Raw genomic sequence first — 18,532 nt, forward strand, 5'->3', positions numbered from 1 at the left:
GTTATGTCGCTCATCTATTTGCTGGAAACCTCCAGCACCTTTTTTATTGCCAGTATTTTTATTCTGGGCTTATTGGTCGGTAGCTTTCTCAATGTGGTGATTCATCGATTGCCACTGATGATGCAGCGCGAATGGGCTCAGCAATGTCAGGATTTGATTGGGGATACCAGCCCGGAAACAGAACCACTCACCTTAAGTAAACCACGCTCCCGCTGCCCACATTGTGGTCACGCTATTACTGCTTTGGAAAATATTCCAGTGATCAGTTATCTGGTGCTTAGAGGTCGTTGCAAGCAATGCCAAGCTCCAATCTCCAAACGTTATCCTTTAATAGAATTATTTACCGCTGTTCTTTCCGCCATTGTTGCCTGGTATTTTGGTTTTGGAGCTGCAGTATGCGGTGCCTTATTGTTAACGTGGGCCTTAGTGGCTTTAACCTTTATTGATGCCGATCATCAGCTACTCCCGGACAGTATTACGCTGCCATTATTGTGGCTGGGTCTGATATTTAATCTGTTTGAGGTTTACACCGATATTAATTCGGCAGTTATTGGTGCTATCGCTGGTTATCTTGCACTCTGGCTGGTCTATCACGCATTTCGTTTGGTCACCGGTAAGGAAGGCATGGGCTATGGTGATTTTAAGCTGTTAGCCGCCCTGGGAGCATGGATGGGTTGGCAGGCTTTGCCAATGATCATTTTATTATCCTCTCTCGTGGGTGCCATAGTTGGCATCAGTCTGATTTTATTAAAACAACAACATCGGGATAACCCCATTCCATTTGGGCCGTATCTTGCTGCTGCGGGCTGGTTGGCATTAGTTTGCGGTGATAGCCTCACTCGCGGCTATCTGAACTGGAGCGGGTTAAACTGAAATGGTATTTCGGATTGGCCTAACCGGTGGAATCGCTTCAGGCAAATCTACCGTATCGCAATTGTTTGAAAACAACGGTGTTGATGTTATCGATGCTGATGTTATTGCCCGTGAGCTGTCTCAACCCGGTACGGCACAATATCAGGCAATTATTGAGTATTTCGGAAGCGATTATGTACTTACAGATGGACAATTAAATCGTCCCGCATTACGCAAACTGCTGTTTTCTGACAGCGAAGCAAAACAGCAACTCGAGCAGATCCTGCATCCCGCGATTCGCCAACAGCTTTTACACCAAGCAGCTAAAGCCAAAAGCCGCTACTGTATTTTGAGCATCCCATTATTGATCGAAGCTAATTTACAACCCTGTGTAGATCGTATTTTAGTGGTGGATGTGGATAGTGAAACACAGATGCTTCGACTGCAAAATCGCGATAAGTTATCGGCAGATGAAGCCTCTCAACATCTCGCTGCTCAATCAAACCGCGCACAACGATTGCAATATGCTGACGATATCATCGACAATAGCAATGGAATTGAGAAATTGAAATTTCAGGTCACACAACTGCATGCGTTATATTGTCAGTTGGCTGAGGCAGCAGAACACGAATCCAGGTCAAAATGCTGACCTTATGACGAAATGATAAAAACACTATGTCTGACATTATCACATACGAACAACCATTAAATGAACGCATAAGAACGTTCTTGCGCTTGGAGTTTCTGCTGGCGCGAGTGGATTATGCGATGCAGCATGATGATGAAATGAGTCATCGTGAAGCCATTGATGCCATGCTGAGTATGTTGCTGGTATTTGAGCGTGGTGACATGAAATCCGAAGTCACTAAAGAAGTCGAACGTCTGATTACCAATCTATCTGCTTTGGAAAACTCGCCGGGCGTCGACAAAGAGACTCTGGATGCCTTGCTGGCAGAGCTGGATCAGACACTAGACGCTTTGCAAATTCGCAAATCAGCTATCGGCCAGGTATTAAAAGAAAACGAATTTCTGTACAGCATTCGCCAGCGCTCAAGCATTGCCGGCGGCACCTGTGATTTTGATTTACCTGCTTATCATTACTGGTTACAGCATTCATCGGTCGAACAACGCCAGCAACAGTTAAATTACTGGTTAGAACAGTTTGTGGCTATTCGCGGCGCGATAAATATTACTTTACAGTTGATCCGCGGCAGTGCTGGTTTCACCGATGCTCAGGCCGAGAAAGGTTTTTTTCAGCGTAGTCTTGATAGCAACCTGCCAACCCAGTTGATCCGGGTTCGTATACCGGCTTCTACTCCCTACTACCCTGAAATCAGTGGTGGTAAACACCGCTTCACGGTGCGCTTTATGACGTTTGATATTAATCAACGTCCCCAACAAATCAATGAAGATGCTGATTTTCAGCTTAGCTGCTGCACGATGTAATTATGGTTTTGAAAGTGAATTGTCCACAATGCGGACGTAAAGTGGAATGGACTGATGAGAATAAATGGAAACCGTTCTGCTGTGAGCGCTGCAAATTAATTGATTTGGGAGAATGGGCTGCTGGAAATCATCGTATCCCCGGTGAGCCGGTTATTGATCCTGAAGATGAACCCAATTCATTCCACTAAACTGCATAAAGACTAGTTAACCGCTCGATTATTTCCACATTCGCTGCAGGAAACTCTTTGCCATTCAAATCAGCTAATGCACACCATTCCAGTGGCTGTCCTTCTTTGCCTGTTGCTTCGCCGCTAAATTCTGAAACGGTCCAGACATCCAGTTCAACTTCTAACTCAGCATAATCATGAACAACCTGCATCAATGGTTCAGCTTGATGCACAAGTAATCCAACCTCTTCTTCGATTTCACGTTGTAATGCCTGAAAACGGCTTTCATTCGCTTCCCGCTTCCCGCCCGGAAACTCCCAACGATCGCCTTGATGCTGATGTTTATGACGGCGGGCTATTAATACCTGTTGTTCGGAGTTGAAAATGATAGCCACAGCTACTTGCAAACGTTGTTTCATGTGTTTTTCAGTACATATAAAGTGCCACAGTACGGACACAGCACTTCACCATGGCTTTTGATTTCAAGATACACCCGCGGGTGGGCATTCCATGCCGGCATATCCGGCATTGGGCAGCTGATGGGTAAATCGTTTTGGGTCACTTCATAACGTCGCTGTGTGCAGGCTGGTTTAATCTCTGACATAACGCATTATCCCTATCAAATCGGTAAAGCGAGCATCCGATCCAACGCCAATTTAGCTTCCTTGGCAGTCACCGGATCCACTGATACCTGATTGACGACATGGCCTTCCACCAAATTTTCCAATACCCATAATAGATGCTGAGGATCCACGCGGAACATGGTCGAACACATGCATACCGTCGGTGACATGAAATGCACTGACTTTCCTTGATCCTGGAAACGTTCATGCAAACGATTTACCAGATTCAATTCGGTACCCACCAGCCAGCGAGTGTTAGGTTCACTGTTGGAAATGGTGTTCACAATATATTCAGTAGAACCGACATAATCCGATTTCTGACAGACTTCGAAACTGCATTCCGGATGTGAGATAACTTTGGTTTCCGGATATTTTTCCAGAAAATTATCAATCTGCTGCGGCTGGAACATCTGATGCACTGAGCAAAAGCCTTTCCACAAAATAATTTTGGCTTTTTTCAATGCTTCAGGCGTCAAGCCACCGAGTGGTTTATCAAAATCCCACACCACCATTTCTTCCAGTGGAATGCCCATTTTGTAGCCGGTATTCCGACCTAAATGCTGATCAGGGAAAAACAATACTTTTTCACGCTGAGCAAATGCCCAATCCAATACATGAGGCGCATTAGTTGAAGTACAGACAATGCCGCCATGTTTGCCGCAGAAAGACTTCAGATCAGCTGCTGAATTGATGTAAGTGATCGGCGTGACCATTTCATCAGGATCCAGCACTTCGCTCATTTCCTGCCAGGCGCGATCGACATTGACGCGATTGGCCATATCAGCCATCGAACAACCTGCCGCCATATCCGGTAAAATCGCGATTTGGTCAGGACGGGAAAGGATATCCGCTACCTCTGCCATAAAATGCACGCCGCAGAACACAATGTATTGCGCATCTGATTCAGCAGCATTGCGTGACAGTTTTAACGAATCACCAGAAAAATCAGCATGTTTGAACACTTCATTACGTTGGTAATGATGACCTAAAATCACCAAATCATCGCCCAACTTTTGTTTAGCGGCAGCAATTCGTTGATCGCAAGCCTCATCATCAATTGAGAAATATTGTTCAAACGGGATTGCCGTTGTTGCTAGTTTTGTAGCCACTTCGCTTTCCTCTTAAATCCGATTTTGCCGTTTTACTCAGGCTTCTGCTGTTGGCACTTTACGCAGACGAATGTTCAATTCTTTCAACTGCTCATCACTGACAGGGCTTGGCGCATTGGTTAACAAACAGGCCGCTGACTGGGTTTTCGGGAAGGCCATCACATCACGAATCGATGACGAGCCGGTCATCAGCATTGCCAGACGGTCCAAGCCAAATGCCAAACCACCGTGTGGAGGGCAACCATATTTCAATGCCTGCAGCAGGAAGCCAAATTTCTCTTCTGCTTCCTCGGCAGCAATACCCAGCATTTCAAATACTTTCTGCTGCACATCAGTTTTATGAATACGAATTGAACCACCGCCCAACTCAGTACCATTTAATACCATGTCATAAGCACGGGACAGGCATTTACCCGGATCGTTGCTTAATAAATCAATATCTGATTCCCGCGGCGCGGTAAACGGATGATGCAACGCATACCAACGTTGCGTTTTGTCATCCCACTCAAACATCGGGAACTCAACTACCCATAATGGACGCCAGCCCTGTTCAACCATATTCAGATCATGGCCAATTTTGACACGCAGAGCGCCTAATGATTCATTCACAATAGAAGCTTTATCTGCACCGAAGAAAACCAAATCGCCGGTTTCGGCAGCGGTTCTTTGCAGAATCGCTTCCACCACGTCATCTGGCAGGAATTTCAGAATCGGTGATTGCAAGCCTTCACGACCAGCAGCAAGATCATTGACTTTAATATATGCCAGACCTTTGGCACCGTAGATACTGACAAACTTGGTGTAATCATCAATTTCCTTACGGCTTAATGAATTACCACCCGGAATACGTAAAGCGGCTACACGACCGTTATCATCGTTTGCCGGAGCTGAGAAGACTTTGAAATCAACCCCTTGCATCAAATCACTGACATCAACCAATTCCAGAGGAATACGCAGATCCGGTTTATCGCTACCGAAACGATCCATGGCATCTGCATAGGTCATTCTCGGGAATGGATTCGGCAATGCCTGTTCTAAAACATTGGCAAACAGATCGCGGATCATTTCTTCCATCAACTGCATTAAATCCTCTTCTTCAACAAAAGAGGTTTCAATATCCAATTGGGTAAATTCCGGCTGACGATCAGCACGTAAATCTTCATCACGGAAGCAACGAACCACTTGATAATAGCGATCCATACCAGCAACCATCAGCAGCTGTTTAAATAACTGCGGAGACTGTGGTAATGCAAAAAAGTCACCTGGATGGGTACGACTCGGCACCAGATAATCACGGGCACCTTCCGGTGTAGCTTTGGTCAGGATAGGCGTTTCGATATCCATAAAGCCGTGATTATCAAGGTATTGACGTAACTGACGGATAATTTGTGAACGAAAGCGCAGCTTCTGCAGCATTTCAGGGCGACGCAAGTCTATATAACGATGACGCAAGCGAATATCTTCATTGACTTCAGCTTGTTCGGTCAATGGAAATGGCGGTGTTTCAGAGCTATTCAGAATAGTCACTCGCTTAGCGATAATTTCGATTTTACCGCTTTTTAGATCGCTGTTTTCACTGCCCGCAGGACGTGGATTAACCACACCTTCAATCTGCAACACGTATTCACTACGAACCTTTTCAGCGATGGCAAAGCTCTCGGCATCTTCCGGATTACAGACGATTTGCACCAGACCTTCACGGTCGCGCAAATCAATAAAAATGACTCCACCATGATCCCGGCGACGATGCATCCAACCTGCCACCGTTACCGTCTGTTCAATTAAAGTTTCGTTTACATCGCCGCAGTAATGGCTACGCATAATTATTCCAACATTCCAAAAATACTGTTCAACACTACATCCTTCATTATCACAAAGGATATCCGAGATTTTTTATTCTACGCTTTGCTGGGCCTGGACTTTTCTTCGATAGGCTTCTGAGTTTGGCACCACTACACCCATCGAAATAATCATTTTCAGCCCTTCTTCCACTGACATATCCAATTCAATCACGTCCGATTCCGGCACCATCAACACAAATCCAGATGTCGGATTAGGTGTGGTCGGAATAAAGACACTGATAACATTGGCAGCAGTCTTATCCTGCACCTCACCTAGATCATCTGAAGTCATAAACGCCAGACTCCATACACCTTTACGCGGATACTCAACCAATAATACTTTGCGAAACGATTTGCCATCTGTGGCCAGCACCGCTTCCATGATCTGCTTTATCGCAGAATAAATTGTTCTGACCAGCGGGATCCGCGCAAGCTGGGACTCCCAAAAAGCTACTAGTCTACGGCCCAGCAAGTTGGCCATTATCATGCCGGTGACTAATACCAGTGCAACCGCCAAGACCACTCCCAAGCCTGGTATATTAAAACCGAACAACCTATCTGGCTGAAAAGCATCTGGTAACAACACCAAGCTTTTATCTAAAAAGCCAACAATAGCCCTGACTACTAAAAAAGTAATACCGAGGGGCATCCAGACCAACAGGCCTGCAATAAGATATTTACGCATTTAAATCACTAATGGCTGCATCCTGTTCCACAGGTATGGCCTGCAGAAGGCGCGCTATCTGACGAGCCACTGTCTGCTAGGTTACGCTTTGAACCCGATTTAAAATCTGTTTCATACCAGCCCTGCCCTTTCAGCCGGAAACCAGCGGCTGAAATCAGTTTTTTCAAAGCGGGTTGTTGGCAGGCCGGACAATCGACCAGCGCATCATCACTAATCTTTTGTAGCGCTTCAAAGTTATGATTACAGGCATCACAGCGATATTCATAAAACGGCATGAGGTTACTCCCTAAAGATGAATCAAAAAACAACGCTGGTTATAAATGCGGCAATAAAAAATAGTTTCAAGCTTTTAAACCTTTCGATTATACCGAAAAATTACTATTTCGGTCTGTGGCATTTTTACTCTTGATTCTATAATTGCTTAACGTCTCACTATGAGTATTTCTTAAGTCCGCTACAGGCCAAAAATTACTGCTGTTTTACTAACTTGCAACAATCAACTGTTACAAAAACCGATTACCGTTTGGTTAAAGTTGTCTTATCGCTCCAAGAAAAAAAACAGCCATTCATATATTGGTAGTTGCCCCATCTCCCCAAATCAATGCGGCGAATGAGCATGAAAAATTAAATTCCCAATTACCTTCAGCCATGCTATCAACCCTATAGATTTCAGGCACTTGTCAAGCCATTCCCCGTGAAAAAGACATTGTGTTATTTGACACAAATTTACAAATTAGCATGGACATATCCCATAAACAGCCAGTATAGTTGGCCGTTTTTGTGCTGGTATTGCCAAGAAAATTGCGTGTTAAATCACGTAGCTAAGTGCGTTCAGTGTGTGTTCAGGTTCATTGTGGGAGACTGGCACCGCACTGAGGCAAATAACTCAATAAAGAGAGGATATATTCATGAAATATGGTAAATCATTGTTGACAGCAGTAATTGGCGCAGCATCTTTATTTTCTGCTGCTGCAATGGCTGAGAATCACGTTGTTAACGCTAGTTTGACTGCCTTTGATCCTTTGGTTGTCAAAATCGCTCCGGGCGACACTGTTTCTTGGCAACAAATGAATGGTCATTTGGTCAACACTACTTTTACTGATGGAAGCGGCCAACAAGAATTCATTCCTGAAGGCGCTGAAGGTTTCATCTCACAAATGGGTGAAAACTATCAAACAAAACCATTAACTGTAGAAGGTGTTTACCTCTACAAATGTGACCCACATTGGGGTGCAGGTATGGGCGGCGCAATCATTGTTGGCGAACCTACCAATCTGCAAGCCATTGTAGACTCAAATCCTAAAGGTGCCTTACGCCGTTTAGTTAAGAAAGTAGAACAAGCTGCAGCTGAGTAATTTACCAGCTACATCAGCTCCCCTAAAAGCCCGCACTAAAATGCGGGCTTTTTTGATCCAAAACATTCCTTGCTATGCTAAAATTTACTGGTTTTATCTCAGCAATCCCGAGACATTGATGCTCTGCTGGATTCACATTAAATAACATATCAGGGGATATTCATCTGATGAGCGACTCTATAGATACTGGCAAAAGACGGTTTTTAACGGCCGCCGCTAGTGTAGTAGGCGGTGCGGGTATGGTGGCTGTTGCCATCCCATTTGTATCATCAATTGCGCCAAGTGCTAAAGCCGAAGCTGCTGGCGCACCAGTGCAAATTGATATCAGCCAGCTTGAAGAAGGTCAGCTCTTGACCATCGAGTGGCGCGGCAAACCGGTTTGGATTTTCCGTCGCACCGAAGAAGTATTAAACACGCTCACCTCATTGAATAATGAGCTGCGTGATCCGCAAAGTGAACAAACCCAGCAACCTGACTATGCTAAGAACGAAACGCGTTCTATCCGTAAAGATGTCATGGTTATGGTGGGTATCTGTACACATTTAGGTTGTTCACCAACCTATCGCCCTGAAATCGCACCAAATGATCTAGGAGCCAACTGGAAAGGCGGATTTTTCTGTCCTTGTCACGGTTCTCGTTTTGATTTAGCTGGGCGTGTTTATCAGGGTGTTCCAGCCCCAACCAATCTTGAAGTGCCCCCTTACCATTTCCAGGGTGACAACATAGTCATCGTTGGTGAAGACGCCAAAGGAGCCGCATAATGTCGATGATGGATTGGATTGATGCTCGCTTTCCAGCGACTAAAATGTGGAAGGAACACCTTTCAGAATACTACGCACCGAAAAACTTTAACTTTTGGTATTTCTTTGGTTCTCTGGCTTTATTGATTCTGGTTTTACAGATTATTACCGGCATCTTTTTAACCATGAACTATAAACCGGATGCAGAACTCGCTTTTGCTTCGGTTGAATATATTATGCGAGACGTTGAGTGGGGCTGGCTAATTCGGTACCTGCACTCCACCGGGGCTTCCGCCTTCTTCGTGGTTATTTACTTACATATGTTCCGTGGTTTGATGTACGGTTCCTATAAGCAACCACGTGAACTGATCTGGATCTTCGGCATGCTGCTGTATGTCGTGCTGATGGCTGAAGCCTTTATGGGTTATTTGCTACCTTGGGGTCAAATGTCCTATTGGGGTGCTCAGGTAATCATCTCTCTATTTGGTGCTTTACCTGTTATAGGTGAAGACCTGGCCTTATGGATTCGTGGTGACTACGTTGTTGCCGATGCCACATTAAATCGCTTTTTTGCCATGCACGTAATTGCTTTACCTATCGTCTTATTGGGTTTAGTAGTTGCTCATATCTTGGCGTTACATGAAGTTGGCTCCAACAATCCTGATGGTGTCGAAATCAAAAAACATAAAGACGAAAACGGTAAACCATTAGATGGTATTCCGTTCCACCCTTACTACACAGTGAAAGATCTTGTCGGTGTGGTGGTATTCCTGTTTATCTTCTCACTGGTACTGTTCTATCTACCTGAATTCGGTGGCTGGTTCTTAGAAAGAGACAACTTTATTCCGGCTGATCCGTTAAAAACACCGGAACATATTGTACCTTTGTGGTACTTCACGCCGTTTTATGCCATTTTGCGTGCCGTACCGGATAAGCTGTTTGGTGTTATAGCGATGGGCCTGGCTATTGTCATGCTGTTCTTGCTGCCATGGCTGGATCGCAGCAAAACCCGTTCAATTCGCTACAGAGGTCCATATTTCCGTACCGCTCTAGTCGTATTTGTTATCAGCTTTTTAGCGTTAGGCTACTTAGGAACTCAGCCGGCAACGTCGCTTTATACTTTGCTGGCACAGATCTTTACAGTTCTGTATTTTGCTTTCTTTATCCTGATGCCTATTTACACCAAATTCGATAAAGATAAACCAGTGCCAGAAAGGGTGACATACAAATGAGAAATCTGACTTTTGCTGCTCTCGTTTCAATATTCAGTCTGTTCTCGACTTTCGCCTTTGCTGCGGGCCCGTCATCAAAACTGGATAAAGTCGATCTTAACCTGAATGATAAAGCGTCTTTACAACGTGGCGCCCATACCTTCATGAATTATTGTCTGAGCTGTCATGGCGCATCTCTGATGCGTTATAACCGCATGGCAAAAGATTTAGGCTTAACCGATGAGCAGGTTATCGAAAATTTGATGTTTACTACCGATAAAATCGGGGAAACCATGCAAATTGCCATGCGTCCTGAAGACGCTAAACGTTGGTTTGGTGTGGTACCTCCCGATTTATCAGTCATTGCACGAGCGCGAGGAACTGATTGGCTTTATACCTATTTGCGGACCTTCTATTCAGATGAAACCCGCCCAATGGGTACCAACAATCTTGCTTTTAAAGACGTAGGTATGCCCCATGTATTATGGGAGCAGCAGGGATATCAAAAGATTGATGATGCCGGTCATTTAAGCGTTGTTAAAGAAGGCGCACTGACACCTCGTCAATACGATATGATGAGCCGAGATCTGGTCAACTTTCTTGCCTATATCAGTGAACCATCCAAATTACAGCGTTTAGCATTAGGTAAGTGGGTTTTACTCTATCTTGCTATCTTCTTTGTTATCGCATTGGCACTGAAAAAAGCTTACTGGAAAGACGTTCACTAACGCTACATTCCAAAAATATAAGCAGTATTGCCAAAATGACAACACGTAATCGTAAACCGCTGATGACATTGTACTCAGACGTACAATGTCCATTCAGCCACCAAGCCCGTATCGTTGTACAAGAAAAACAAATTGAATGTCAGTTGATAGAACTGGCTGATGGTCACTGGCCGGAAGAAGTGGCTTCAGCAAATCCATACGCTCAAGGCCCTACCCTGTTTGACCGGGATATTGTGATTTTCCAGTCACGGATCATTATGGAATATCTTGATGAACGATTTCCGCACCCGTCTTTAATGCCTAATGATCCCGGCGCCAGAGCTCAAATGCGACTGATGTTACATCGCCTGGAAACCGACTGGTTTTCATTGTGGCCTCAATTAATCGGTAAGGATAAGTCTCCGGCAACTAAAGCCAAAAAGACTTTACGTGAAGATCTAACCGTTCTGGCTCCCTTATTTGAACAGAATGATTTTCTGATGAGTGATGAGTTTTCGCTGATTGATTGCTATATTGCGCCGCTATTGTGGCGTTTACCACAATTAGGCATAAAATTACCTGACTCAGCAAAAGCAGTTGAACGTTACGCACAAAAAATATTTAATAGAGACACTTTTCAGGCCAGCTTAAGTTCAGCGGAGAGGGGAATGCGTTAATGAGCATGTCTTCACAACGACCTTATCTCATCAGAGCCATTTACCAGTGGTTGCTCGACAATCAATGCACACCCTATTTATTGGTCAATACCAATCATGAAGGAGTGGTGGTTCCAGAACAATATATTCGCGATGCTCGTATTGTGCTTAATCTTGCGCCTGACGCTATAAATGGCCTGAATATGGATAATGATTGGGTCAGCTTTTCGGCGAGATTTTCAGGTAAAGCAATGGATTTATTCATTCCGGTGATCGCCATTCAGGCAATTTACGGTAAGGAAAATAATGAGGGAATGTTCTTTCCTGAAGAAGAACCGCCAACACCGCCCCCAGCATCAACGGAACCATCTAAGTCGGTCACAAAAATCACTGGCGGCAAACCCAGTTTAAAATTAGTTAAGTAATTTAAAGCTTATATTTTTCCATGCGATAGCGCATGGCCATGCGGGTCAAACCAAGCTGCCTTGCAGCCCGGGAAACATTACCGGAACTACGGTTTAACGCATTCTCCAATAAATATTTCTCCACCTCGTCCATGGTCATTTTTTCTATTTCTGATAAAGATTGTTCATTATTATCACCATTGGTGAATGGCCTTAATGATAAATCACTAAATTCAATCACACTTTGCTGACAAAGCATAACGGCGCGTTCAAGCACATTTTCCAGCTCTCTTATATTGCCTGGCCATTCATATTGCTGCATTTGCCGCATGGCTTCATAAGCCAGTCGGGGCTGTTCGACAGCATACCGTTTGGCAAATTGCTCGATAAAAAACTGCGCCAACTCGGCAATATCCTGCTGTCGCTCTCTTAATGGGGGAAGCTCTATCTCGACAACATTCAGGCGAAAATACAGGTCCGCACGAAATTCACCTGCAGCAACTAGTTGATGTAAATCGCGATTGGTTGAAACAATAACATGGGAATTTACGGGTATTTCTTTGGTTGAGCCCAACCTGCGCAGTTGACGTCTTTCAATGACATTAAGCAGTTTCGTCTGGGTAGACAGTGATAACTCAGCAATTTCATCCAGAAACAAAATGCCGTCTTCAGCAACCTCAATAAGCCCAGGACGGGCTTTAAGTGTGGCATCTATGGCAATACTTTCCTGTCCGAATAACTCAGCTTCAACCGAGTCCTCCGGTAAAGCGGCACAATCAACATGTACAAATGGCCGATCATTTCGCTGACTGATTTGATGGAAATATCGCGCTAAGACCCCTTTACCACTACCAGTTTCACCGGTAATTAATACCACAGGAGTGGTATCTTTATTTTTATCCATCAATTCTGAAAGTTGTTTCGCCTGCTCCCGAATAGCCATGATTTGCTGACTACTGCCGATAAGATTTATCTGCTGATGCGTTTTTTGGGCACGTTGTTCGGCGAACTGTAACTGACGTTTAATGGCATGATTACGCTCCACCTTATCAATTGTCAGCATGAGCTCATCAAGATCGACGGGTTTTTTAAGATAGTCTGACGCACCAAATTTCATGGCACTGACAGCGTCTTCCAGCTCACCATAAGCGGTCATCACAATCACAGGGAGACTTTGTAATGGATGACCCTTAGCACGAATTTCGGCTAATAAATCTAAACCGTTGCCATCGGGAAGTCTGACATCCAACAGCAAAATATCTGGCGATTCACTCTGTAACAGTTTTTGTCCGGTGCTGATGTTATCTGCGATTTTGGCTTGATGGCCTTCACGTTCAAGTCTGCGTTTAACCGATTTTGCAAACAGGCTTTCATCTTCTATGAGTAAAAAATTAAGCATATAACGTCCTATTAAAAAGTCTGCTCATCAATGGTCTTTAATGTCAGTGAAACCCTCGCCCCACCTTGCAAATTTGTTTCAAAAGCTAATTGGCCCTGATGCTGTTTGATAACCTTCTGAGCAAATGGAATACCCAGGCCATAATTCAGTTTTTTATGTAATTGACTGGTTTTCACTGGTGATATTTTGGTAAATCCAGTCCCTTGATCATCGATATGCAATCCCACTTGCTCTGCACTTTCCCAATAGTGGATATCAATCGTTGAGTTTGCCGGAGATGCCTCGATCGCATTTTGAATCAAGTTAAAAATGGCCTGCTCCATCAGATTATTATCTATATTGAGTGAACGAGCCGTGCTTTGCCAGCCATGACGTTGTAATTGAATAGACTTTTCTTTTAGCTGTAACTCTATCAGCGATAATGCATTATCCGTTAGTTCTGTCAGCGTAACGTGAATCAAATGCGGCTTTAAAGGATGTAAATACATCAATAAGGACGTTACCCAGTTTTCCAGTCTATCGACGGCAACAATAATATCCTGCAGCACAACTCGGCTTTCCTCATTTGCCTCTTCAATGGATACTTGTGCAGCCGCTCTGATACCTGCCAATGGGTTACGTATATTGTGCGCCACCAACGGGACCAACTCGCCCAGTGCAGCTTGTTTTTTGGTTTCGATTAATTGATCACGGCTGCTCGCCAGTTCATCAGCCATGGTATTGATGGCTTGAGATAACCGCTGTAATTCCTCCAAACCTTTTAAGGGAATATGGTGTTTGAAGTCACCAGTACTGATAATTTTAGCGCCCTTAGTTACATTTCTAAGCGGTGCCAGCATATTCCGACGGACAAACCATTTGGAGATACTCAGTAAAATCAACGCCAGAATGATCGGCAACGCTTCACTGATGATCATTTTGCCAAACATGCGTTCATCAGAGGCGGTTAATTGCAATTGCTGTTGTCGCAAATAATTTTCGATATCACTGAAAACCATTTCCAACTGACGAAAGGTTTGCTCTTCGAGCTGTTCATCCAGCCAAAGTTTGTCTTCTTTACTAAGCTCTTCTATATCAAGAAAGCGGCTGGTTTCCTGATAAAACTTGTTGTAGGCATATTCGATTCTAACAATCAGAATTTCTTCTGTAGGTGAATGTGCCAACGCTTTCAATCGTAATAAATAGCCGTCAATTTGATTGCGAAATTGATAATACTCATCAATCGCAAGCACATCGTTTAAAAACACCACGTCGAACACTTCTTTAAGCTGACGATACAAATCCCCCCGAAGATGCTGTACATGGGTATTCATCGAGCTTAAGCGTAAAGATTCCTGTGAACTTTTTTGCCAGGCGAAAGCCCAGTTAAAACTCATTAATGCCGTCATGACGATCAAGACCACGAAGCTCAGCTCATGGAAGCGTAAAGCGCCTTGAATGGTTTGCAGTTTTTTAAAAAGTCTTTTCATTTAAAAAAACGGGCTCTAAGGCCCGTTTTAAATTTAGTCATCAACGTAGTTGGCTTTATTCTGGTTCAAAACCAGTAAAGGTAATTTTTTCTTCTACCAATACCGGTTCGCCTTCTTTCCAGGTTTTACCATCTGGAACCACGGTTTTTATTTCATAAATCTCACCAGGAATTTCTTCAGATAACGTAAAAATATAGTATTTGGATGAATACAATTTATAACGATCATTCTTCGGATCTTTAATGTAAGGCTGCACGGTATATTGCCAAGCCTTCACTTTGTCACCGTTATAATCTACTTCAACCTGTTTTTTTTCTGCACCTTCAGCAAACGACCAACGAATCAATCTTTGGAAATAACGCCATTCGCCACCGGTTAAACGTTTCATTTCATGAACATCATATTCAAGAAACAATACAAATACACTATTGCCACGTTGATCCAGGCGTTCCTCATAAGGACGTTTGTTTGGACCGGTAAAAAATTCAAAATAGGTGTCTGCCCGGCCGGTATTACGAATATTTTTGACGATGACATCAATCGTATCGTTGTAATCACCATCGACAAAGCTGGTTTTAGAAAACTCATACTTCAGCACGCCCGGCTGATCAATATTTTTTAGGTGGGATTTATCAAATAACTCGTTATTAATTTCCGACATGCCCGGTGCTGCAAATGCTTTACCACTTATCAGCAGCATTAATCCGAGCAAAAACACGACGTATTGGTTGCTTCTCACTGTTTGTTACCTCACGATTTTTTTATAGGTGTTATGCTTTTACTTATATTTCAACATTATTATTTTTATATGTTTATGACTCTAATTGATCATTTAAAGATTCCTGGAATTTTGATTTCCAGTATGTTTTTTATTATCGCATGTCAGCCCACGAATACTAACCGAATAATTGAAAAAAATAGTCCATATACTTACCAGGAAACCTTGGAAAATCTGGATATAGCCATTTCGGAATATAACTACCGCATTATTCACAAAAGTGAAATCGGTTCAGCGATCCGGGAACGCGGTGATTCGGATTTTCCGCTGTCCATTGTCATTAGCTTTTGCAATATCACTTACGCCAAAGAAATGATGCTGATTAACGAACAATTGATTAATGATATGCCTTGCATCATTACCGTTCGTGAAAGTCATGCAGGCGTCATTATTGGAACAAGGCTAATGGATGAAAAAGTATCTGATAAAAGACAGGCAGAATTTGCAGCAAAAATTAACGATAACCTGATAAAAATAATGGAGGCTACTGTTTTGTAGCCTCCATTGATTCAACTTTAGAACTTATCTACTTACTGATTAATCATCTTTATGTGCACGTTTTGCCGGAGTCGGACTGACGTTCTCCAATGAAGGAAGATTATATTCAGCAATGATTGCAGTGATCTCATCCTGATGTTTATCAATAAACTCATTTAACAAAGCATTCCAGGCCTTATTGGTACGGCGGGTTCCCATACTGAAACTAAAGACATGTGCCTGACCTAATTCATTTAACGGGTGAACCGTAATCGGTACCTCTGAAATCGAGGCTTCATAACCGGCAACCGGCCCCCACATAGGAATCACATCAATTTTACCGGCGGCCAGATCTTGTATTGCACGACCACCGCTGGCATTCACATCGCCACTCATCAATTGGTAATACTGAATTCTGTCTGCCAAGCCCATATCTATAATAGGTTTGGTAGCTACGGCTCGATCAAATAAACCGATTTTTAATGGGCCATGTTTGGCATCGACTTCTTTGAGATCAGCTAATTTAGTGATTTCATAGCCTTCACCACTACGGTAAGCGATAACTTCAATAGAGCTGAAATAGGGTTTTGTAGCCATCATCGGACCACCATCTTCAGGAACGCTCATGGCTAAATCACACATATAGCCGGTACGTTCAGGATGTTCTTTCTGAATGGTGTTTCGGGCAAAGCCGATTCGTTGCGGGAACCAGTAATATTCGACTGGAATTCCTAATTCTTTACCTAACAGTTCAGCAATTTTATTGTCAAAACCTTCCTTGTTTTTATTTGAATACGGCATATTGTGCGGATCAGCGCAGACCCTTAATACTTCTTGTCCGGGTAATGGTTTCAAATTTTCTGCATTGACTGCAAACGATGCACCCAGTAATGCAGATGCCAGGATTGCCATTTTCTGTAGCTTTATCATTCTCTCTTCCTTATTTCTTATGGGAATAAGTGTGACACTTCATATGCCGTTTTTGTTCAAAAAAAAACCCGGCATCTTTTTAAGATACCGGGTTTTTTAGTCTAACTTAAGTATATTTTTTAATACACTTAATGGTCTTACAAGCTAAATACGCTCAGAATACCACCCAGGTTAGTCCAGCTAGACAGTGCACGATATGCACCAACTGCGCCCAGACCGTCTGAATCACTTTCCAAACTTGGGATAGCCATACCGATACCAGCCCAACCACCTACACCAGACAGTACTGAAATATACTGTTTGTTGTTGTGTTTGTAGGTATTAACGTTACCGATAATGCCTGATGCTGTTTTGAATCTCCACAGTTCACGACCTGATTGAGCATCAACTGCTTTCAGGAAACCTTCCAGTGTGCCGTAGAACACAACATCAGAGGCAGTTGCTAACGCACCTGACCAGACTGAGAAGCGCTCTGGGTTTGACCAGACGATTTTACCTTCACGAGCATCCCAAGCAATGAAGTTACCTAAATGCGTGCTGCCTTCAGGTGGGTACATGCTTAATGTTGCACCAACGTATGGTTGACCAGCTACGTATTCAACTTCGAATGGTTCGTAGTCCATGCAAACATGGTTGGTAGGTACATAGAACAGACCAGTGCGTGGTGAGAATGCCGCTGGCTGTTGATCTTTTGTACCCAATGCTGCTGGGCAGATACCAGTGGTGTTGACGTCTTCACCGTTACGAGCGGTAGAGTATTTCGCTACACGATCATGTAAACCAGTTTTCAGGTTAACGCCGTTAGACCAGTTAACTGCTGGATCAAACTTTTCAGCAACCAACAATTCACCTGTTTCACGATCCATGGTGTATGCAAAACCGTTACGGTCAAAATGCACTAACATTTTACGCATTTTGCCTTTGATTTTTTGGTCTACCAGGATGTTTTCGTTAACACCATCGTAGTCCCACTCATCGTAAGGCGTCATTTGGTAAACCCATTTCGCCATACCGGTGTCTAAATCACGACCAAACAGTGTCATTGTCCATTTGTTGTCGCCTGGACGTTGTACTGGGTTCCAAGTAGATGGGTTACCTGTACCATAGTAGAACTGGTTCAGGTCAGGGTCATAAGAATACCAACCCCAAGTTGTACCACCACCGATTTTCCACTGATCACCCTGCCAAGATTTCAATGAAGAATCTTTGCCAACTGGTTTCAGCATAGACATGGTTTTTTCTGGGTCAACTAACATTTCATCGTCAGGACCAACACTGTACGCTTTGTACTTCACGTTACCGTCGAAGTCATAAGCTTGAACATAACCACGAACACCAAATTCACCGCCTGAGATACCAACGATGACTTTGTCTTTAAATACGTGAGCAGCCGCTGTGCTGGTTGCGCCAACTTTTGGATCATCACGTTTGTCAGACCAAACGACTTCACCCGTTTTCATATCTAATGCAACAAGTGTTGTATCAGCTTGGTTCAGGAAGATTTTGCCATCGCCATAAGACAGACCACGGTTAACGGTATCGCAGCACATGACTGGTACAGTTTCATCGTAGTTTTGTTTTGGCTCATATTTCCAGATGATGGCGCCATCGTTGTTCAGGTCAAGAGCAAAAACGATGTTTGGGAACGCTGTATGAACGTACATAGTGCCGTCCATGACCAAA

Annotated in this window: 22 protein-coding genes; 11 read left to right on the forward strand and 11 right to left on the reverse strand. The window is 43.6% G+C overall.

Features of this window, described 5'->3' with window-relative positions:
* Window positions 1-3 precede the first annotated feature (3 nt).
* Genes Q7V21_RS07685 through yacG form a run of 4 tightly spaced genes read left to right on the forward strand, consistent with a single transcriptional unit; the run spans window position 4 to window position 2,486 of the window.
* Window positions 4-873, forward strand: coding sequence for an A24 family peptidase (locus Q7V21_RS07685; RefSeq protein WP_304916721.1), 870 nt, complete (start codon window positions 4-6; stop codon window positions 871-873).
* A 1-nt stretch (window position 874) separates the two neighbouring features.
* The gene (coaE, locus tag Q7V21_RS07690; RefSeq protein WP_304916722.1) at window positions 875-1,501 is read left to right on the forward strand and encodes a dephospho-CoA kinase; all 627 of its coding nucleotides are present in this window, start codon (window positions 875-877) and stop codon (window positions 1,499-1,501) included.
* A gap of 26 nt (window positions 1,502-1,527) precedes the next feature.
* Entirely contained in the window at window positions 1,528-2,298 is a 771-nt protein-coding gene (zapD, locus tag Q7V21_RS07695) for a cell division protein ZapD (protein ID WP_304916723.1), read from the forward strand.
* 2 nt (window positions 2,299-2,300) lie between these two features.
* A complete protein-coding gene (gene yacG, locus Q7V21_RS07700; RefSeq protein ID WP_304916724.1) occupies window positions 2,301-2,486 on the forward strand; it encodes a DNA gyrase inhibitor YacG in 186 nt (61 codons plus the stop codon).
* Here yacG and mutT read toward each other — a convergent pair.
* The 6 genes from mutT to Q7V21_RS07730 form a co-directional block, all read right to left on the reverse strand.
* Window positions 2,483-2,884: an 8-oxo-dGTP diphosphatase MutT gene (gene mutT / locus Q7V21_RS07705; protein WP_304916725.1), complete on the reverse strand. Its 402-nt coding sequence runs from the start codon at window positions 2,882-2,884 to the stop codon at window positions 2,483-2,485. The genes yacG and mutT overlap by 4 nt on opposite strands.
* A complete protein-coding gene (locus Q7V21_RS07710; RefSeq protein WP_304916726.1) occupies window positions 2,881-3,069 on the reverse strand; it encodes a zinc-finger domain-containing protein in 189 nt (62 codons plus the stop codon). Before Q7V21_RS07710 ends, mutT begins: the two co-directional genes overlap by 4 nt.
* Window positions 3,070-3,084: 15 nt before the next feature.
* Window positions 3,085-4,197, reverse strand: coding sequence for a quinolinate synthase NadA (nadA, locus tag Q7V21_RS07715; protein WP_304916727.1), 1,113 nt, complete (start codon window positions 4,195-4,197; stop codon window positions 3,085-3,087).
* A gap of 36 nt (window positions 4,198-4,233) precedes the next feature.
* Complete coding sequence (aspS, locus tag Q7V21_RS07720) at window positions 4,234-6,018, reverse strand: aspartate--tRNA ligase (protein WP_304916728.1); 1,785 nt, start codon at window positions 6,016-6,018, stop codon at window positions 4,234-4,236.
* A 72-nt stretch (window positions 6,019-6,090) separates the two neighbouring features.
* Window positions 6,091-6,723 carry a DUF502 domain-containing protein gene (locus Q7V21_RS07725; protein WP_304916729.1) on the reverse strand — a complete coding sequence of 211 codons (633 nt, stop codon included), beginning with the start codon at window positions 6,721-6,723 and terminating at the stop codon, window positions 6,091-6,093.
* A gap of 8 nt (window positions 6,724-6,731) precedes the next feature.
* On the reverse strand, window positions 6,732-6,998 hold the full coding sequence (locus tag Q7V21_RS07730) for an FmdB family zinc ribbon protein (RefSeq protein WP_304916730.1): 267 nt from the start codon (window positions 6,996-6,998) through the stop codon (window positions 6,732-6,734).
* Window positions 6,999-7,631: 633 nt separating this feature from the next.
* Between Q7V21_RS07730 and Q7V21_RS07735 the strand changes: the two genes are divergently transcribed.
* From Q7V21_RS07735 to Q7V21_RS07760, 6 genes are all read left to right on the forward strand, one after another.
* Window positions 7,632-8,078: a plastocyanin/azurin family copper-binding protein gene (locus tag Q7V21_RS07735; RefSeq protein ID WP_304916731.1), complete on the forward strand. Its 447-nt coding sequence runs from the start codon at window positions 7,632-7,634 to the stop codon at window positions 8,076-8,078.
* 164 nt (window positions 8,079-8,242) lie between these two features.
* A complete protein-coding gene (petA, locus tag Q7V21_RS07740; RefSeq protein ID WP_304916745.1) occupies window positions 8,243-8,839 on the forward strand; it encodes a ubiquinol-cytochrome c reductase iron-sulfur subunit in 597 nt (198 codons plus the stop codon).
* A gap of 5 nt (window positions 8,840-8,844) precedes the next feature.
* A complete protein-coding gene (locus Q7V21_RS07745; RefSeq protein ID WP_304916746.1) occupies window positions 8,845-10,050 on the forward strand; it encodes a cytochrome b N-terminal domain-containing protein in 1,206 nt (401 codons plus the stop codon).
* Window positions 10,047-10,757 carry a cytochrome c1 gene (locus Q7V21_RS07750; RefSeq protein WP_304916732.1) on the forward strand — a complete coding sequence of 237 codons (711 nt, stop codon included), beginning with the start codon at window positions 10,047-10,049 and terminating at the stop codon, window positions 10,755-10,757. Before Q7V21_RS07745 ends, Q7V21_RS07750 begins: the two co-directional genes overlap by 4 nt.
* Window positions 10,758-10,792: 35 nt before the next feature.
* Window positions 10,793-11,413 carry a glutathione S-transferase N-terminal domain-containing protein gene (locus Q7V21_RS07755; protein WP_304916733.1) on the forward strand — a complete coding sequence of 207 codons (621 nt, stop codon included), beginning with the start codon at window positions 10,793-10,795 and terminating at the stop codon, window positions 11,411-11,413.
* Entirely contained in the window at window positions 11,413-11,817 is a 405-nt protein-coding gene (locus Q7V21_RS07760; protein ID WP_304916734.1) for a ClpXP protease specificity-enhancing factor, read from the forward strand. The genes Q7V21_RS07755 and Q7V21_RS07760 overlap by 1 nt, the downstream gene beginning before the upstream one ends.
* A 1-nt stretch (window position 11,818) precedes the next feature.
* Here Q7V21_RS07760 and Q7V21_RS07765 read toward each other — a convergent pair whose 3' ends face one another.
* Genes Q7V21_RS07765 through Q7V21_RS07775 form a run of 3 tightly spaced genes read right to left on the reverse strand, consistent with a single transcriptional unit; the run spans window position 11,819 to window position 15,403 of the window.
* The gene (locus Q7V21_RS07765; protein ID WP_304916735.1) at window positions 11,819-13,195 is read right to left on the reverse strand and encodes a sigma-54 dependent transcriptional regulator; all 1,377 of its coding nucleotides are present in this window, start codon (window positions 13,193-13,195) and stop codon (window positions 11,819-11,821) included.
* 11 nt (window positions 13,196-13,206) lie between these two features.
* Window positions 13,207-14,664 (reverse strand): HAMP domain-containing sensor histidine kinase, encoded by a 1,458-nt coding sequence (locus tag Q7V21_RS07770; RefSeq protein WP_304916736.1) that lies wholly within the window; start codon window positions 14,662-14,664, stop codon window positions 13,207-13,209.
* 55 nt (window positions 14,665-14,719) lie between these two features.
* Complete coding sequence (locus Q7V21_RS07775) at window positions 14,720-15,403, reverse strand: hypothetical protein (RefSeq protein ID WP_304916737.1); 684 nt, start codon at window positions 15,401-15,403, stop codon at window positions 14,720-14,722.
* 204 nt (window positions 15,404-15,607) lie between these two features.
* On the opposite strand from Q7V21_RS07775, the gene Q7V21_RS07780 reads away from it, so the two are divergent.
* Entirely contained in the window at window positions 15,608-15,940 is a 333-nt protein-coding gene (locus Q7V21_RS07780; RefSeq protein ID WP_304916738.1) for a DUF302 domain-containing protein, read from the forward strand.
* 39 nt (window positions 15,941-15,979) lie between these two features.
* Here Q7V21_RS07780 and Q7V21_RS07785 read toward each other — a convergent pair whose 3' ends face one another.
* Together Q7V21_RS07785 and Q7V21_RS07790 are read right to left on the reverse strand one after the other, a co-directional pair.
* Window positions 15,980-16,849 (reverse strand): quinoprotein dehydrogenase-associated putative ABC transporter substrate-binding protein, encoded by an 870-nt coding sequence (locus tag Q7V21_RS07785; protein ID WP_304916739.1) that lies wholly within the window; start codon window positions 16,847-16,849, stop codon window positions 15,980-15,982.
* 137 nt (window positions 16,850-16,986) lie between these two features.
* The coding region (locus Q7V21_RS07790; protein ID WP_304916740.1) for a PQQ-dependent dehydrogenase, methanol/ethanol family at window positions 16,987-18,532 on the reverse strand (1,546 nt) is incomplete at its 5' end.

This window comes from Methylophaga sp., from assembly GCF_030651745.1.

What these genes read in the sequence shown, in the direction of transcription:
- Q7V21_RS07685 (WP_304916721.1), top strand. Translation starts at nt 4, where the DNA reads ATGTCGCTCATCTATTTGCTGGAAACCTCCAGCACCTTTTTTATTGCC.
- coaE (WP_304916722.1), top strand. Translation starts at nt 875, where the DNA reads ATGGTATTTCGGATTGGCCTAACCGGTGGAATCGCTTCAGGCAAATCT.
- zapD (WP_304916723.1), top strand. Translation starts at nt 1,528, where the DNA reads ATGTCTGACATTATCACATACGAACAACCATTAAATGAACGCATAAGA.
- yacG (WP_304916724.1), top strand. Translation starts at nt 2,301, where the DNA reads ATGGTTTTGAAAGTGAATTGTCCACAATGCGGACGTAAAGTGGAATGG.
- mutT (WP_304916725.1), bottom strand. Translation starts at nt 2,884, where the DNA reads ATGAAACAACGTTTGCAAGTAGCTGTGGCTATCATTTTCAACTCCGAA.
- Q7V21_RS07710 (WP_304916726.1), bottom strand. Translation starts at nt 3,069, where the DNA reads ATGTCAGAGATTAAACCAGCCTGCACACAGCGACGTTATGAAGTGACC.
- aspS (WP_304916728.1), bottom strand. Translation starts at nt 6,018, where the DNA reads ATGCGTAGCCATTACTGCGGCGATGTAAACGAAACTTTAATTGAACAG.
- Q7V21_RS07725 (WP_304916729.1), bottom strand. Translation starts at nt 6,723, where the DNA reads ATGCGTAAATATCTTATTGCAGGCCTGTTGGTCTGGATGCCCCTCGGT.
- Q7V21_RS07730 (WP_304916730.1), bottom strand. Translation starts at nt 6,998, where the DNA reads ATGCCGTTTTATGAATATCGCTGTGATGCCTGTAATCATAACTTTGAA.
- Q7V21_RS07735 (WP_304916731.1), top strand. Translation starts at nt 7,632, where the DNA reads ATGAAATATGGTAAATCATTGTTGACAGCAGTAATTGGCGCAGCATCT.
- Q7V21_RS07745 (WP_304916746.1), top strand. Translation starts at nt 8,845, where the DNA reads ATGATGGATTGGATTGATGCTCGCTTTCCAGCGACTAAAATGTGGAAG.
- Q7V21_RS07750 (WP_304916732.1), top strand. Translation starts at nt 10,047, where the DNA reads ATGAGAAATCTGACTTTTGCTGCTCTCGTTTCAATATTCAGTCTGTTC.
- Q7V21_RS07755 (WP_304916733.1), top strand. Translation starts at nt 10,793, where the DNA reads ATGACAACACGTAATCGTAAACCGCTGATGACATTGTACTCAGACGTA.
- Q7V21_RS07760 (WP_304916734.1), top strand. Translation starts at nt 11,413, where the DNA reads ATGAGCATGTCTTCACAACGACCTTATCTCATCAGAGCCATTTACCAG.
- Q7V21_RS07765 (WP_304916735.1), bottom strand. Translation starts at nt 13,195, where the DNA reads ATGCTTAATTTTTTACTCATAGAAGATGAAAGCCTGTTTGCAAAATCG.
- Q7V21_RS07770 (WP_304916736.1), bottom strand. Translation starts at nt 14,664, where the DNA reads ATGAAAAGACTTTTTAAAAAACTGCAAACCATTCAAGGCGCTTTACGC.
- Q7V21_RS07785 (WP_304916739.1), bottom strand. Translation starts at nt 16,849, where the DNA reads ATGATAAAGCTACAGAAAATGGCAATCCTGGCATCTGCATTACTGGGT.